The sequence below is a fragment of the Roseovarius aquimarinus genome, from assembly GCF_043661195.1.
Classification (GTDB): domain Bacteria; phylum Pseudomonadota; class Alphaproteobacteria; order Rhodobacterales; family Rhodobacteraceae; genus Roseovarius; species Roseovarius aquimarinus.
Window position 1 is genome coordinate 327,917 of the sequence record NZ_JBIHMM010000002.1, and the last position, 14,051, is coordinate 341,967.

The following is a 14,051-nucleotide window of genomic DNA, read 5'->3' on the forward strand; positions in this document are numbered from 1 at the left end:
AAGCAAGAGCAAAAGCGCATATGGGCGATGGCTAACGAGGTGCGACCCTCAGGCGCAGCAAGTAGAGCAGACGACGACGTGAGCATGAATTTTTCAGTGGCTCTCGAGCCGATAGACCTGACGGATGCGCACAAACGCGACGTGCGCACCCAGTTCGGTGCGCTCTGCTTCCGCATGAAACGGGGCAAGCCGGAAATCCTGCTCGTGACCAGCCGCCGCACGGGGCGCTGGATCGTGCCCAAGGGCTGGCCGATGGATGGCAAGACGCCGACCGAATGCGCCGAGATCGAGGCCTGGGAAGAGGCGGGCGTGCGCGGACGCGTCTATGACCGCTGCCTCGGGCTGTTCTCCTACCGCAAGACGACCGATGACGGCGAGGATTTTCCCTGTGTGACCATGCTCTACGCACTCAAGGTGCGCGAGCTTGCGTCGGACTATCCCGAGGCGCATGAGCGCCGGCGCAAATGGCTGCGCCCCAAGAAGGCGGCCGCGCTGATCGAGGAGCCGGATCTCGCGCATATGGTCAGATATTTCGACCCTGCCTTCGTGAAGGTCTGAGCCGCCGCGCGCGGTGATGCGCGCTTGAACTCGGCCGCGTTGCGGCTATGTCTAGCAAGTCGAAATCAGGCGCTTGGGACATGATCAAGTTTTCGCTCAAATGCAGCAAGGACCACCGGTTCGATAGCTGGTTTCAGTCCGCGGATGCGTATGAAAAGCTCGCATCGCGCGGCATGATCGCCTGCGCGGTCTGCGGCGACACGGATGTGAGCAAGACCGTCATGGCCCCCAGCGTGCGCCCCGCCCGTACGACCGAGGCGCGCTTGCCCAAGGACGCGCCCCGGGCCCATGCCCTGGCCGCGCCCGCGTCGCCCGCCGAGGCCGCCATGGCCGAGCTGCGGCGCCGCATCGAGGCGAATTCCGAGTATGTCGGCACCGATTTCGCCCGCGCCGCGCGGCAGATGCACGAGGGCGAGGCCCCGACGCGCTCGATCCATGGCGAGGCCAAGCCTGCCGAGGCGCGCAAGCTGATCGAGGACGGCGTGCCGATCCTGCCCCTGCCCTTCATGCCCGCGCGCAAGGTGAATTGACGCGCCGTGCCCCTGAAACAAAGCCGATGAGGAAGACACCGATCATGACAGGCGAGCACGATCTGAAACGCCTTCTGGCCGGCATGTCGCCGGTTCTGGACGAGGCGAGCTATGTCTTCGTGACCCTTCCGGGCCGCGAGGTGCCTGAGGGCCTCGCCCCGCGCATGACCATGCAGGAGGGCGAAGGGACCACCATCATCGTGACCCGCGAGGAGGCGGAGGCCGCCGGGCTCGATCATGTCTTCGAATGCCGCATGATCACGCTCGACGTGCATTCCGCGCTCGATGCGGTCGGCTTTCTCGCGCGCGTGACGACGCGGCTCGCCGATCTCGGGATGGGTGTGAACCCGGTCGCCGGCTATTATCACGACCATCTTTTCGTGCCGACAGACCGCGCCAGCGACGCGATGACCGCGCTCGGCGAAATGGCGCGCGAGGCCGCGGGATCGGCGCGCGCCTGATCCCGCGCCCGCGTGCATCCCCTTGCCCTCGCCCGCGCCGCCGCGTAAACCGCGTGCGATTACAGCCAAGGGACGCCCCATATGCCCGTTCTCGTGATGAAATTCGGCGGCACCTCCGTCGCCAATCTCGACCGCATCCGCCGCGCCGCCAAGCGCGTGGGCGTCGAGGTGGCCAAGGGCTATGACGTCATCGTCATCGTGTCGGCCATGTCGGGCAAGACGAATGAGCTCGTGGGCTGGGTGGGCGAGACCTCGCCGCTCTACGACGCGCGCGAATACGATGCCGTTGTCTCCTCGGGCGAGAACGTGACCGCGGGCCTCATGGCGCTGACCTTGCAGGAGATGGAGATCCCCGCGCGCAGCTGGCAGGGCTGGCAGGTGCCGGTGCGCACCACGTCGGCGCATTCCGCCGCGCGCATCGAGGAGATCCCGTCCGAGAATATCATGGCAAAGTTCGCCCAAGGCATGCGCGTCGCCGTCGTCGCGGGCTTTCAGGGCGTCAGCCCCGAGGGCCGCATCACGACGCTGGGCCGGGGCGGGTCGGACACGACGGCCGTCGCCTTCGCCGCCGCGTTTCATGCCGAGCGCTGCGACATCTACACCGATGTGGACGGCGTCTATACGACCGATCCGCGCATCGCCTCCAAGGCCCGCAAGCTCGACCGCATCGCCTTCGAGGAGATGTTGGAGCTGGCCAGCCTCGGTGCCAAGGTGCTTCAGACGCGCTCGGTCGAGCTGGCGATGCGCTACAATGTCAAGCTGCGCGTGCTCAGCAGCTTCGAGGAACAATCAGATGACGCCGGCACCCTTGTCTGCGCCGAGGAGGAAATCATGGAATCCAATGTTGTGACCGGCATCGCCTATTCCCGCGACGAGGCCAAGATGACCCTTCTGTCGGTGGCCGACCGCCCCGGCATCGCCGCCGCGATCTTCGGCCCGCTTTCGGATGCGGGCGTGAATGTCGACATGATCATTCAGAACATCTCCGAGGACGGACGCACCGACATGACCTTCTCCTGCCCCACCGATCAGGTGATGCGCGCCGAAAAGGCGCTGAAGGACGCAGTTGCCGCCGGCCAGATCGAGTATCAGGACCTCGTGGCCGACACGGACGTCGCCAAGGTCTCGGCCGTGGGCATCGGCATGCGCAGCCAGTCGGGCGTGGCGGCGCAGATGTTCAAGACGCTCTCGGACGAGGGCATCAACATCAAGGTCATCGCCACCTCCGAGATCAAGATTTCCGTGCTGATCGACAGGAAATACATGGAACTCGCCGTGCAGGCGCTGCATGATGCGTTCAAGCTGGAAAAGGCGGGCTGAGCCGATCGCCCCCTTCCCCACACAGACCGGCGGACAGGCGACGCGCTGATGAGCCATGATTTCCAGACTGACAGCCGCCAGATGCTGGGCCGCCTCCGGGCGGTCATGGCAGAGGACGCCGCAGGTCAGGCGCGGCTCGACCAAATCACCCGCCTCATCGCCGAAGAAATGCGCATCGAGGTCTGCTCGATCTATCTTTTCCGCGACGAGGAAACGCTCGAGCTTTGCGCGACCGAAGGCCTCAACCCGTCCGCGGTGCATGAAACCCGCATGAAGCTGGGCGAAGGCCTCGTGGGGCGCGTCGCGCGCACGGGCCAGGTCATCAATACCGACGACGCGCCCGGCACGCGCGGCTTCCGCTTCATGCCCGAGACGGGCGAGGAGGCCTATTCCTCCTTCATGGGCGTGCCGATCCAGCGCCTCGGCGAGAAGCTGGGCGTTCTGGTCGTGCAGTCGAAGGACGCGCGCACCTTCTCGGACGAGGAGGTCTATGCCGTCGAGGTCGTCGCCATGGTGCTGGCCGAGATGGCCGAGCTGGGGGCCTTCATCGGCGAGGGCGCCGCGATGAAGGCGCGCCACCAGCATCCCGTGCTCTTTCGCGGCACCACGGCGCAGGAAGGCGCGGCGCGCGGCCATGTCTGGCTGCACGAGCCGCGCGTCGTCGTCACGAACCTCATCGCCGAAGACCCCGCGCGCGAGCTCGAGCGTCTCAACGAGGCCGTGGAGGAGCTGCGCGTGGGCGTCGACCGCATGCTCACAAGCGCCCGCTTCGGGGACAAGGACCAGCTCGAGGTGCTCGAGGCCTACCGCATGTTCGCCAATTCCAAGGGCTGGATGCGGCGGATGGAGCAGGACATCAATCGCGGCCTCTCGGCCGAGGCTGCCGTCGAGAAAGAGCAATCAACCGCCCGCGCGCGGCTCGGACAGGTGGCCGACGCCTACCTGCGCGACCGGCTTCATGACCTTGATGATCTGTCGAACCGCCTGCTGCGCATCCTGACCGGACAGGGCAACGAGACCGGCGCGGACATGCCCGCCGATCCCATCCTGATCGCGCGCAATATCGGCCCCGCCGAGCTTCTGGATTACGGGCGCAGCCTCAAGGGCATCGTGCTCGAGGAGGGCGCCGTGGGCAGCCACGCGACCATCGTCGCGCGCGCCCTCGCGATCCCGCTGGTCATCCACGCAAAGAACATCACGACCGAGGCGCTGAACGGCGATCCGATCCTCGTCGACGGCGATCAGGGCATCGCCCATCTGCGGCCCGACGACACGGTCTTCGCCGCCTTCCGCGACAAGATGGCGATGCAGGCCAAGGCGCAGGAGCGCTATGCGTCGATCCGCGACAAGCCGGCCAAGACGCTTTGCGGGCGCACGCTCTCGCTGACGATGAACGCGGGCCTCATGGCCGATCTGCCCAGCCTCGAAGGCTCGGGCGCCGATGGCGTGGGCCTTTTCCGCACCGAGCTGCAATTCCTCGTGCGCTCGAAGATGCCGCAGCGCGCCGAGCTGAGCGAGCTTTACAGCCGCGTCATGGATGCCGCCAAGGGCCGTCAGGTGGTCTTCCGCACGCTCGACATCGGCTCGGACAAGGTGCTGCCCTACATGAAGCCCACCGACGAGCCGAATCCCGCGCTCGGCTGGCGCGCGATCCGCGTGGGCCTCGACAAGCCGGGCGTGATGCGCATGCAGCTTCAGGCGCTGATCCGCGGCGCCAAGGGGCGCCCGCTCGCGATCATGTTCCCCTTCGTCGCGCAGCGCGAGGAATTCGATGCGGGCCGCGCCGAGATGGACAAGGCGATGGAGCGCGAGCGCATCCTCGGCCATCCGCTGCCCGAGACGCTCAAACTCGGCGCGATGCTCGAGACGCCAAGCCTCGCCTATGCGCCTGACCAGTTCTATCGCAGCGTCGATTTCCTCTCGATCGGGGGCAACGATCTCAAGCAGTTCTTCTTCGCCGCCGACCGCGAGAACGAGCGGGTGCGCCGCCGCTACGACACGCTCAACGTGAGCTTCCTGACCTTTTTGCAAAACATCGTCGAGCGCTGCATGGCGACGAACACGCCGCTGAGCTTCTGCGGCGAGGATGCGGGCCGCCCGGTCGAGGCCGCCTGCCTCGCCGCCATCGGACTGCGCAGCCTCTCAATGCGCCCGGCCTCCATCGGCCCGGTCAAGTCGATCCTGCGCCGCACCAATCTCGACGAGCTGCGCAGCGTAATCGACGAGGCGGGACGGCGCGGCGATCAATCGGTGCGCCCCGCCGTGATGGACTACCTGCGCGAAAAGCTCTGATCCGGCAGGGCTTGACGTGTCCCATGCGCGCCGTGTCTGCTGCGCCATCCGCACCCCGAGGAGACGCTCGATGACCTTCCCGGCCTTCATGGAGGCATTTCCGGCCCTGGATCTGCCCTTCCCCGACGATGTCGTGACGACACGGGCGATCCGCTCGGACGCCGGTCTCGTGGTCTTCTTCACCTTCCTCAAGGATTTCGAGCTTCCGGCCCATGCGCACAAGGCGCAATGGGGCACGGTCGTCGAGGGCGAGATCGAATTCACCATCGGGGACGAGACGCGCATCTAGCGCCCCGGCGACAGCTACACCATCGCCGAACGCGTGCTGCACAGCGCCAGGATCAAGGCCGGCACGCGGGTCATCGACGTGTTCGAGGAAACCGATCGCTACGGATTGCGCGGCTGACCGCCCTGCGCCGTCTCAGCGCCGCGCGGGCGGCGCGACGAGGCGCGCACGGAACCGCTCCAGCAACTCGGCATGGGGAATGTCGGCCTCGATCGCCAGGCGGCGCAGGCCGAAATGCACATGGGCCATCTGCTGGTAATAGCTGGTGAAGGCGTAATTCGTGGCCGCCCCAGCCGCCGCGCCCAGCACCGGCACCGTCTGCGCGGCGAGTTTCTGGCCCAGCACCACACTGAGGCGCGGCGCGACCTTGGCGATCAGCGCCTGCATCGCCTTGCCCGTCACCGCGACCCGCGTCGTGAGAAAGGCGAGGTCCGCGCCGTCATCGTGATCGAGCGGCCCGGCCGCCGCGAAGACCTGAACGCAATCGAAGCGCACGCCCTCCTCCGCCGGATCGAAGCCGTATTCGCCCGCCACGTCCTGAATGGCGCGCAGCAGGATCGTCGTGGTGATCGGCAGTTCCGCCATCGCGCTCGGCAGCCCGCCGAAGCCGCCCGCCGCGCCCATCGCGGTCGTGACCGCGCGGCTCAGCCAGCCGGGCTGCGTGCCGACCATCCCGCGCGAGCGATGCGCCGCGTTCATCGCCATCTCGAGCGCCTGCTGCGTGCCGGTCTCGAGGCGGCCCATGACGGTGTCGGGCAGCCGGTCGAGCAGCGCCTCGGCGCGGCCGCCCACGACGTTCAGAACCTGAATCCCGAGATTGCCCGCGCGCCGGTGCCGCAGCGCCAGCGCATCGAGCCGCGCATCCACGTCGGCCTTGTCGAGAGGGGGTCCAAGCACGTCCATCATCCGCCATAGATCGGCGCAGCGGGGCGCGGTTTCAAGCGGCGCGGGTCACTTTACCCGCGATCCCCTCCCACGCGCCCGGCACGAGATCGAGGCCCAGCACGCGGTCGGGGTTGGTCGGCGGGGGCATCTCGACATGGTCGAGCCGCTCGAACCCAAAACGGTTGTAATAGGGCGCATCGCCCACCAGCATCACGCGCTCCCACCCCTTCTCGCGCGCCGCTGCCAGCGACGAGCGCATGAGGAACGCGCCGAGGCCCTCGCCCTGATGCGTCGGGTGCACGGCGACCGGCCCGAGGAGGAGCGCCGTCACGTCGCCGATGCGCACCGGCCAATAGCGGATCGCCCCGGCGAGGATGCCCGCCTCGTCGCGCGCGACCGCGCTGAGGCCGGGAACGGGGGGAATGCCCTCGCGCAGACGGTAGGACGACAAGGCCTCGCGGCCCGGCGCGAAACAAAGATCGAGGAGCGCCTCGACCTCCCACCAGTCGGCTTCCGTTTCGGGCCTGAGTTCCAACGCCGCGCCGCTCCCTTCGCATCACGGCGCTTGGCTAGCATGGCCCGCGCCGCGTCACAATCGCGCGCGGCCCCTAGTGGCCGCCGCCCAGAATGCCGGTGCGCACGTCGTAATCGACCGCGATCTGGTATTCGGGATCGTCGTCGCTGTCGATCATGAGATGGCCCGCCTTGGTCAGCAGGCGGTGGCAATCGCGGCTGAGATGGCGCAGTTGCAGCGTCTTGCCCGCCGCCTGATACTTGCCCGCGAGCGCCTCGATCGCCTGAAGGGCGGACTGGTCCACCACGCGGCTCTGGTCGAAATCGACGATCACCACCTGGGGATCGCCCGCCACGTTGAACAGCTCGCCGAAACCCTCGGCCGAGCCGAAGAAGAGCGGCCCCTCGATCGCATAGACACGCGCGCCGCTCTCGTCGAGCCGGGTGGTGGCGTGAATGCGCTTGGCGTTGTTCCACGAATAGGCCAGCGCCGAGACGATGACGCCCACCACGACCGCGATGGCCAGATCGTATTTCACCGTCACCGCCGTCACGAGCACGATCACCATCGCGTCGGTTAGCGGCACCTTCCGCAGGATGGTGAGCGAGTTCCACGCAAAGGTGCCGATCACGACCATGAACATGACGCCCACGAGCGCGGCGAGCGGGATCTGCTCGATCAGCGGCGCGGCGAAGAGGATGAAGATCAGCAGGAAAAGCGCCGCCGCGATTCCCGCGATCCGCGTGCGCCCGCCCGATTTCACGTTGATCATCGACTGGCCGATCATGGCGCAGCCGCCCATGCCGCCGAAGAAGCCGGTGACGGTATTTGCGAGCCCTTGCGCGATGCATTCCTGGCTCGCGCCGCCGCGCTTGCCGGTCATCTCGCCCACGAGGTTGAGCGTCAGAAGGCTCTCGATCAGGCCGATGGCGGCGAGGATGATCGCATAGGGCAGGATGATCTCGAGCGTCTCGAGGTTGAGCGGCACCATCGGGATATGCAGGCTGGGCAGCCCGCCCTTGATCGAGGCGAGATCGCCGACGCGCGGCACGTCGAGGCCGAAGGCGATGACGATAGCCGCGACGACGCCGATGCCGGCAAGCGGCGCCGGGATGACGCGGGTGATACGCGGCATGACGTAGATGATGCCCATGGTCAGCGCCACGAGCGCCAGCATCACGAGAAGCGGCTGGCCCGAGAGCCAGACGCCGCCGTCCATGCCGTGGCCCGTATTCTCCATCGTGCCCGGCACCTTGAACTGCCCGAGCTGCGCGAGAAAGATCACGATGGCGAGGCCGTTGACGAAGCCGAGCATCACCGGGTGCGGCACAAGCCGGATGAACTTGCCCCATCGAAGCACGCCGGCCGTGACCTGCAAAATGCCCATGAGGACCACAGTGGCAAAAAGGTACTCGACGCCGTGCTGCGCGACGAGCGCCACCATCACGACCGCGAGCGCGCCCGTCGCCCCGGAAATCATGCCGGGCCGCCCGCCGATCAGCGCCGTGATGAGACCCACGAGGAAGGCGGCGTAGAGACCGACCAGCGGATGCACGCCCGCAACGAAAGCGAAGGCCACCGCTTCGGGCACCAGCGCTAGCGCCACGGTCAGGCCCGACAGAAGCTCGATGCGGATGCGCGACGCGCTGAACGTCTCGTCCTGCATGACGCTGAGATCGGGCATGGTGATGGTCTTGGCGAAAGCGGCGAGCGAGGTTCTCAAGGGGATTATCCTGACAATCGGCGGTATGCGCGGGGTTGCGTGGCGAATGGCCCCCTTAGCCGTCCTTGGCCCGGTTGGCCACACCCCAATTGCCCGCCGCGCGCCGCGGCGGCCCGATGGCAACAGGGATATACGCCCCTCTCGCGCGCCGCCCACGGCATCGTGACAGCCTCCGCCGCTGCATTGGGCGCTGCACGCTTTTCATCGGGGGCGCGGACGCCTACAGCTTGGGGACTGCAAGGAAGAGGGGCACGCGCATGGGCGAACGGATGATCGGGGTGATCGGCGGATCGGGGGTCTACGACATCGAGGGACTGGAGGGCGCGGAATGGCGCGAGGTGCGATCGCCCTTCGGTGCGCCCTCGGACCGGATCCTGACCGGCACGCTCAGCGGCATGAAGATGGCCTTCCTGCCCCGTCACGGGCGCGGGCATGTCCACAGCCCCTCCTCGGTGCCCTACCGCGCCAATATCGATGCGCTGAAGCGTCTGGGGGTGACGGATGTGGTCAGCGCCTCGGCCTGCGGGTCCTTCCGCGAGGAGATGGCGCCGGGCGATTTCGTGATCCTCGACCAATATATCGACCGCACCTTCGCGCGCGAGAAATCCTTCTTCGGGCCGGGCTGCGTTGCGCATGTCAGCATCGCGCACCCGACCTGCCCGCGCCTTTCGGCGGCCTGCGCCGATGCCGCCGAGGCCACGGGCAGCCGTGTGCACCGGGGCGGCACGTATCTCGCGATGGAAGGCCCGCAATTCTCGACGCTGGCCGAGTCGAAGCTCTATCGCGAGCACTGGGGCTGCGACGTGATCGGCATGACCGGCATGCCCGAGGCCAAGCTCGCCCGCGAGGCCGAGCTTTGCTACGCCAGCGTGGCGATGATCACCGATTACGACAGCTGGCACCCCGATCATGGCGAGGTGGACGTGACGGCGATCATCGCGACGCTCATGGGCAATGCGGCGCGCGCCAAGGACATGCTGCGCGCCCTGCCCGATCATCTGGAGAGGGACGCATCGCCCTGCCCCCATGGCTGCGACCGCGCGCTGGAATACGCGATCCTGACCGCGCCCGAGGCGCGCGATCCCGCGATGCTGGAAAAGCTGGACGCGGTGGCGGGCCGTGTGCTGAATAAGGCGGACTGATCCGCGCGCCACAGGAGTTCTCCCATGCCCTTCGAGCTTTGGCTGGCCTTCGTCGCCGCCTCCACCGCCCTTCTGCTGATCCCCGGACCGACGGTTCTTCTGGTGCTCAGCTACGCACTCAGCAAGGGTCGGGGCGTCGCGCTCGCCTCCGCCGGGGGCGTCGCCTTGGGCGATCTGGTGGCGATGAGCGCGTCTCTCATGGGCCTAGGCGCGCTGGTTCTGGCCTCGGCCACGCTCTTCACGGCGCTCAAATGGGTCGGCGCGGTCTATCTGATCTGGCTCGGGATCAAGCTGATCCGCAGCGCGCAGGCCACCGGGCTCGAGCTGCCCCAGGGCGCGCGGGTCACGGGGCGCAGCGTCTTTTGGCATGCCGCCGCCGTCACCGCGCTCAATCCCAAATCCATCGCCTTCTTCATCGCCTTCGTGCCGCAATTCGTGACGCTGAACGCGCCGCTCGCGCCGCAATTCGCCATTTTGGTGGGCACGTTCGTCGCACTCGCCGCGCTCAATGCGCTGGCCTACGCGCTTCTGGCGGATCGGATGCGCGCGCGCATCGCGCGGCCTGGCGTGATCGCGTGGATCACCCGCGCAGGCGGCGGCGCGCTCATCGCGATGGGGTTCGCCACGGCCTTCCTGCGGCGCAGCGCGGCATGACGGGCGCGGCGAGCGGCAACCACGATCTGCGCGCGCTGATCCGCACCATCCCCGACTTTCCGAAGCCGGGGATCCTGTTCCGCGACGTGACGACCCTTCTGGCCGATGGCGCCGGGCTGCGCGCCTCGGTGGCGCGGATGGCGGAGCCTTGGGAGGGCCACGGCATCGACAAGGTGATCGGGCTCGAAGCGCGCGGCTTCATCCTCGGTGGCGCGGTCGCCTGCCATCTCGGCGCCGGCTTCGTGCCGGTGCGCAAGGCGGGCAAGCTGCCCGGCAAGGTGCTCACGCAGGATTACGCGCTCGAATACGGCAGCGCGACCTTCGAGCTCCACGAGGACGCGATCGAGGCGGGCGAGACGGTGCTGATCGTGGACGATCTTCTGGCCACGGGCGGGACCGCCGAGGCCGGCATCGCGCTCCTTGAGCGGCTGGGCGCACGCATCGCGGCCTGTAGCTTCATCGTCGATCTGCCGGCGCTCGGCGGGCGCAAGCGGCTCGAAGCGCTCGGCATGAGCGTGCATACGCTCGTCGCGTTCGACGGGGCCTGAGCGCTCAGACCGGAGCGATCAGACCAGAGCGCGCGAATAGAGCAGCATGCCCCAGTCGCCCAGCTCCTTGTGGAGCTTGGCCCAGAGCGCCCCGGCGCGGATCGGATCGAGCCGCGCCGCATCCGCGATCTGGCTGAGGCTGCGGCGCCCGTCGATCGCTCCGATGAGCGGCGCCGCCTCGCGCGGCAGGTGCAATTGCGCGGCGATCCCCGAAAAATCGAGCCGCGGCGCCGCCCCCCGCGCGATGGCCTGCGCCAGCGGTCCGGCCTCGATCCCCTTGAGATGGGGAATGAGGGCACGGTTCTGCCCGCTGGGCGGCCGGGCATGGCGCGCGCCCTTGGGCACCGCATAGGCCACATGCGTCTTGATCGTGCCGCGCAATTGCTCGGCCACGGCCATCTGACGCGCCGCGTCCAGATGCGGCGGCACCGGCGCGATGCGCGCCAGATCATAGAGCGCGGGCATGGTGAAGCCGCCGAAACTCCAGCCCGAGGCGTCGAGCACCGCCAGAAGCTCGGTGGTACCGAAGGCGCGATCCTGCGAATGGAGCAGCAGATCGTAAAAGCCCGCGTCGCTGTCCTTGTGATCGCCGAGATTGGGATTGCGCGCGAAGGGATGCCCCTCGGGCAGCGCCGCGACGAGACCGCGCGCCGCCGCGAGCCGCGCCTCGGGCGCAAGGCCCTCGAAAAGCGCGCCGAACGCCGCCTGAAGCGGGTAGACCCCGGAGCGTCCGTAAGGCGCATAGACCATGAAGCCGAGCCCGCCCCCCGCCTCGGCCACCTCGGGCGCGAGCGCGGCGTGGAGCGCGGCGAAGCCCGCCGCCGGATCGGGAAGATGATGGAGCACGCCGCAGCAATCGATATAGTCGAACGCGCCCAGATCCGCCGCCTCCATGAGCGATCCGGTGACGAAGCGGATGCCGGAAAGCCCGCGCGCCGCCGCCCGCGCCTCGGCGATGCGGCGCGAGGCGGTGCTCAGATCGACATAGGTGATCTCGCAGGGCTTGCGCATCCGCGCCATCATCTGCGCGAGCTGGATCAGCCCGTCGCCCGTGCCGCCGCCCGCGACCAGCACGCGCAGGGGCCGCGACCAGTCGCGCGTGCCGGAATAGAGGAAATGGTCGATCTCGAGCGGATGCGAGGGCGAGCCGGTGACGAGCCGCCGCGCCTCGTCCGCCGGATCGCGGGCGGGATAGGGATAGGCCTCGTATTGCGATGCGACGTCGCTCATCTGGCTGCCTCGTCAGGATGCGTGCGCCAAGGTATCCCCGATCCCGGCCCCGAAGCAAAGCCCGCACGCACGGGCCGGCCGGGCATGAGTATTTTTCCCAAGATGAAGCGGGGGCGCGCCCACGCCCTCAATCCCTTGACCGGCGGCGCGGCGCGCGGCATCAGGGGGCCATGATAGTCTACAAGATCTTCCGCGCGAGCGAATGGGCGGCCCTGCGCCGCGAGGGCACCAGCGCGGGCGCGCCGGTGGACCTCGCCGACGGCTATGTGCATCTTTCGACGCCCGAGCAGGCGGCGGAAACGGCGGCCCGGCATTTCGCGAACGAGACCGAGCTTTTCCTTCTCGGCATCGAGACGGAAAGGCTGGGCGAGGATCTGAAATGGGAGCCGTCGCGGGGCGGCGCGCTCTTCCCGCATCTCTACCGCGAGCTGCGCCTGTCGGACGTGGCCTGGGCGCAGCCGCTGCCGCTCGTCGACGGCGTGCACAGGTTTCCGGCGGGCGCGGCATGAGCGCGCTCGAGCGGGCGGGCCTCGGCCTTCTGCGCCGCCTCGATCCCGAGCGCGCGCATGGCCTCGCGCTGAAGGCGCTGCGCTCGGGGCTGGTGCCGCTGCCCGGCCGCGTGACCTCGCCGCGCCTGGCCTGCGATCTCGCGGGGCTGCGGCTCGACAACCCGGTGGGGCTCGCGGCGGGGTTCGACAAGAATGCCGAGGCGCTGGCGCCGCTCGCGCGGGCGGGCTTCGGCATGATCGAGCTCGGCGCGATCACGCCGCGCCCGCAGCCGGGCAATCCGCGCCCGCGCCTCTTCCGCCTGACCGAAGATCGCGCCGTCATCAACCGGTTCGGCTTCAACAACGAGGGGATGGAGGTCGCCGCACGCCGTCTGGCCGCGCGGCCCGAGGGCGCGGTGATCGGCCTCAATCTCGGGGCGAACAAGGACAGCGACGACCGGGCCGAGGATTTCGCCCGCGTGCTCGCGCATTGCGGACGGCATCTCGATTTCGCGACAGTCAACGTCTCGAGCCCCAATACCGAGAAGCTGCGCGATCTTCAGGGCGGCGCCGCGCTCACCGCGCTGCTGGCGGGGGTGATGGAGGCGCGCAACTGGCTCGAACGGCCCATCCCCGTCTTTCTCAAGATCGCGCCCGATCTGGACGATGCGGCCCTGACGGAGATCGCCGAGGTGGCGACACGCGCGGGGCTTGCAGGCATCATCGCCACCAACACCACGCTGGATCGCGGCGGGCTGCGCAGCGCGCGGAAGGGCGAGGTGGGCGGTCTCTCGGGCGCGCCGCTCTTCGAGCGCTCGACACGGGTTCTGGCGCGGCTCTCGCAGCTGACGGAGGGCCGCATGCCTCTGATCGGCGTGGGCGGCATCGCCTCGGCCGAGGATGCCTATGCCAAGATCCGTGCGGGCGCGTCGGCGGTGCAGCTCTACTCGGCGCTCGTCTACGAGGGGCTGAGCCTCGTGCCCCGGATCGCACGCGGGCTCGACCGGCTGCTCGAGGCGGACGGGTTCTCAAGGGTGGCCGAGGCGGTGGGAACGGAGCGCGGCAAATGGCTCTGATCACTTTCTGGCACAATCCGCGCTGCTCGAAATCGCGCGCCGCGCTGGCGATGCTCGAGGGGCGGGATGTCGAGGTTCGCCGCTATCTCGACGACGCGCCGGGCGAGGCAGAACTGCGCGCGGCGCATGCCCAGCTGGGCGGGCCGGTCATCGCGATGATGCGCACCGGCGAGGCCGCGTTCCGGCAGGCGGGTCTGACGAAGGACAGCCCCGAGGACGCGCTCTTCGCCGCGATGGCCGCGCATCCGATCCTGATCGAGCGGCCCCTCGCCATGACCGCGGGCCGCGCCGTGATCGGACGCCCGCCCGAAGCGGTGCTGGCGCTTCTGGACCGATGAGGCGGG

General features: G+C 68.5%; 16 protein-coding genes. 12 read left to right on the forward strand and 4 right to left on the reverse strand.

Annotated elements, in window-relative coordinates:
• Window positions 1-84 precede the first annotated feature (84 nt).
• From ACGRVM_RS09025 to ACGRVM_RS09050, 6 genes are all read left to right on the forward strand, one after another.
• Window positions 85-558, forward strand: a complete 474-nt coding sequence (locus ACGRVM_RS09025) for an NUDIX hydrolase (RefSeq protein ID WP_377170679.1) — start codon at window positions 85-87, stop codon at window positions 556-558.
• A gap of 80 nt (window positions 559-638) precedes the next feature.
• Window positions 639-1,088, forward strand: a complete 450-nt coding sequence (locus tag ACGRVM_RS09030; RefSeq protein WP_377170677.1) for a DUF1178 family protein — start codon at window positions 639-641, stop codon at window positions 1,086-1,088.
• 44 nt (window positions 1,089-1,132) lie between these two features.
• The gene (locus ACGRVM_RS09035; protein ID WP_394624044.1) at window positions 1,133-1,549 is read left to right on the forward strand and encodes an ACT domain-containing protein; all 417 of its coding nucleotides are present in this window, start codon (window positions 1,133-1,135) and stop codon (window positions 1,547-1,549) included.
• An 81-nt stretch (window positions 1,550-1,630) separates the two neighbouring features.
• Window positions 1,631-2,869, forward strand: coding sequence for an aspartate kinase (locus tag ACGRVM_RS09040; RefSeq protein ID WP_377170673.1), 1,239 nt, complete (start codon window positions 1,631-1,633; stop codon window positions 2,867-2,869).
• 48 nt (window positions 2,870-2,917) lie between these two features.
• Complete coding sequence (gene ptsP, locus ACGRVM_RS09045) at window positions 2,918-5,161, forward strand: phosphoenolpyruvate--protein phosphotransferase (RefSeq protein ID WP_377170671.1); 2,244 nt, start codon at window positions 2,918-2,920, stop codon at window positions 5,159-5,161.
• 70 nt (window positions 5,162-5,231) lie between these two features.
• Complete coding sequence (locus tag ACGRVM_RS09050; RefSeq protein ID WP_377170669.1) at window positions 5,232-5,450, forward strand: cupin domain-containing protein; 219 nt, start codon at window positions 5,232-5,234, stop codon at window positions 5,448-5,450.
• Between the two features lie 132 nt (window positions 5,451-5,582).
• On the opposite strand, the gene ACGRVM_RS09055 is transcribed toward ACGRVM_RS09050, so the two are convergent.
• The 3 genes from ACGRVM_RS09055 to ACGRVM_RS09065 all read right to left on the reverse strand — a co-directional run bounded on the left by ACGRVM_RS09055 (window position 5,583) and on the right by ACGRVM_RS09065 (window position 8,530).
• Window positions 5,583-6,350, reverse strand: a complete 768-nt coding sequence (locus ACGRVM_RS09055) for an EcsC family protein (protein ID WP_377171381.1) — start codon at window positions 6,348-6,350, stop codon at window positions 5,583-5,585.
• Window positions 6,351-6,384: 34 nt separating this feature from the next.
• Entirely contained in the window at window positions 6,385-6,867 is a 483-nt protein-coding gene (locus tag ACGRVM_RS09060) for a GNAT family N-acetyltransferase (RefSeq protein ID WP_377170667.1), read from the reverse strand.
• 73 nt (window positions 6,868-6,940) lie between these two features.
• The gene (locus ACGRVM_RS09065) at window positions 6,941-8,530 is read right to left on the reverse strand and encodes a SulP family inorganic anion transporter (protein ID WP_377171379.1); all 1,590 of its coding nucleotides are present in this window, start codon (window positions 8,528-8,530) and stop codon (window positions 6,941-6,943) included.
• Window positions 8,531-8,826: 296 nt separating this feature from the next.
• Here ACGRVM_RS09065 and ACGRVM_RS09070 point away from each other — a divergent pair, with 296 nt between their 5' ends.
• Genes ACGRVM_RS09070 through ACGRVM_RS09080 form a run of 3 tightly spaced genes read left to right on the forward strand, consistent with a single transcriptional unit; the run spans window position 8,827 to window position 10,913 of the window.
• Window positions 8,827-9,711, forward strand: coding sequence for an S-methyl-5'-thioadenosine phosphorylase (locus tag ACGRVM_RS09070; protein ID WP_377170665.1), 885 nt, complete (start codon window positions 8,827-8,829; stop codon window positions 9,709-9,711).
• 24 nt (window positions 9,712-9,735) lie between these two features.
• Window positions 9,736-10,365 (forward strand): LysE family translocator, encoded by a 630-nt coding sequence (locus ACGRVM_RS09075; RefSeq protein WP_377170663.1) that lies wholly within the window; start codon window positions 9,736-9,738, stop codon window positions 10,363-10,365.
• Window positions 10,362-10,913, forward strand: coding sequence for an adenine phosphoribosyltransferase (locus ACGRVM_RS09080; RefSeq protein WP_377170661.1), 552 nt, complete (start codon window positions 10,362-10,364; stop codon window positions 10,911-10,913). Before ACGRVM_RS09075 ends, ACGRVM_RS09080 begins: the two co-directional genes overlap by 4 nt.
• Window positions 10,914-10,931: 18 nt before the next feature.
• Here ACGRVM_RS09080 and ACGRVM_RS09085 read toward each other — a convergent pair whose 3' ends face one another.
• Window positions 10,932-12,143, reverse strand: a complete 1,212-nt coding sequence (locus ACGRVM_RS09085) for a class I SAM-dependent methyltransferase (protein ID WP_377170659.1) — start codon at window positions 12,141-12,143, stop codon at window positions 10,932-10,934.
• Between the two features lie 170 nt (window positions 12,144-12,313).
• Here ACGRVM_RS09085 and ACGRVM_RS09090 point away from each other — a divergent pair, with 170 nt between their 5' ends.
• Genes ACGRVM_RS09090 through arsC form a run of 3 tightly spaced genes read left to right on the forward strand, consistent with a single transcriptional unit; the run spans window position 12,314 to window position 14,045 of the window.
• Complete coding sequence (locus ACGRVM_RS09090; RefSeq protein ID WP_377170657.1) at window positions 12,314-12,652, forward strand: DUF952 domain-containing protein; 339 nt, start codon at window positions 12,314-12,316, stop codon at window positions 12,650-12,652.
• The gene (locus ACGRVM_RS09095; protein ID WP_377170655.1) at window positions 12,649-13,707 is read left to right on the forward strand and encodes a quinone-dependent dihydroorotate dehydrogenase; all 1,059 of its coding nucleotides are present in this window, start codon (window positions 12,649-12,651) and stop codon (window positions 13,705-13,707) included. The genes ACGRVM_RS09090 and ACGRVM_RS09095 overlap by 4 nt, the downstream gene beginning before the upstream one ends.
• Window positions 13,698-14,045, forward strand: coding sequence for an arsenate reductase (glutaredoxin) (gene arsC, locus ACGRVM_RS09100; protein ID WP_377170653.1), 348 nt, complete (start codon window positions 13,698-13,700; stop codon window positions 14,043-14,045). Before ACGRVM_RS09095 ends, arsC begins: the two co-directional genes overlap by 10 nt.
• Window positions 14,046-14,051: the final 6 nt, after the last annotated feature.

Coding starts and splice junctions, on each gene's coding strand:
- ACGRVM_RS09095 (WP_377170655.1), top strand. CDS start 12,649: ATGAGCGCGCTCGAGCGGGCGGGCCTCGGCCTTCTGCGCCGCCTCGAT.
- ACGRVM_RS09090 (WP_377170657.1), top strand. CDS start 12,314: ATGATAGTCTACAAGATCTTCCGCGCGAGCGAATGGGCGGCCCTGCGC.
- ptsP (WP_377170671.1), top strand. CDS start 2,918: ATGAGCCATGATTTCCAGACTGACAGCCGCCAGATGCTGGGCCGCCTC.
- ACGRVM_RS09070 (WP_377170665.1), top strand. CDS start 8,827: ATGGGCGAACGGATGATCGGGGTGATCGGCGGATCGGGGGTCTACGAC.
- arsC (WP_377170653.1), top strand. CDS start 13,698: ATGGCTCTGATCACTTTCTGGCACAATCCGCGCTGCTCGAAATCGCGC.
- ACGRVM_RS09055 (WP_377171381.1), bottom strand. CDS start 6,350: ATGGACGTGCTTGGACCCCCTCTCGACAAGGCCGACGTGGATGCGCGG.
- ACGRVM_RS09030 (WP_377170677.1), top strand. CDS start 639: ATGATCAAGTTTTCGCTCAAATGCAGCAAGGACCACCGGTTCGATAGC.
- ACGRVM_RS09075 (WP_377170663.1), top strand. CDS start 9,736: ATGCCCTTCGAGCTTTGGCTGGCCTTCGTCGCCGCCTCCACCGCCCTT.
- ACGRVM_RS09040 (WP_377170673.1), top strand. CDS start 1,631: ATGCCCGTTCTCGTGATGAAATTCGGCGGCACCTCCGTCGCCAATCTC.
- ACGRVM_RS09085 (WP_377170659.1), bottom strand. CDS start 12,143: ATGAGCGACGTCGCATCGCAATACGAGGCCTATCCCTATCCCGCCCGC.
- ACGRVM_RS09065 (WP_377171379.1), bottom strand. CDS start 8,530: ATGCCCGATCTCAGCGTCATGCAGGACGAGACGTTCAGCGCGTCGCGC.
- ACGRVM_RS09080 (WP_377170661.1), top strand. CDS start 10,362: ATGACGGGCGCGGCGAGCGGCAACCACGATCTGCGCGCGCTGATCCGC.
- ACGRVM_RS09035 (WP_394624044.1), top strand. CDS start 1,133: ATGACAGGCGAGCACGATCTGAAACGCCTTCTGGCCGGCATGTCGCCG.
- ACGRVM_RS09025 (WP_377170679.1), top strand. CDS start 85: ATGAATTTTTCAGTGGCTCTCGAGCCGATAGACCTGACGGATGCGCAC.
- ACGRVM_RS09050 (WP_377170669.1), top strand. CDS start 5,232: ATGACCTTCCCGGCCTTCATGGAGGCATTTCCGGCCCTGGATCTGCCC.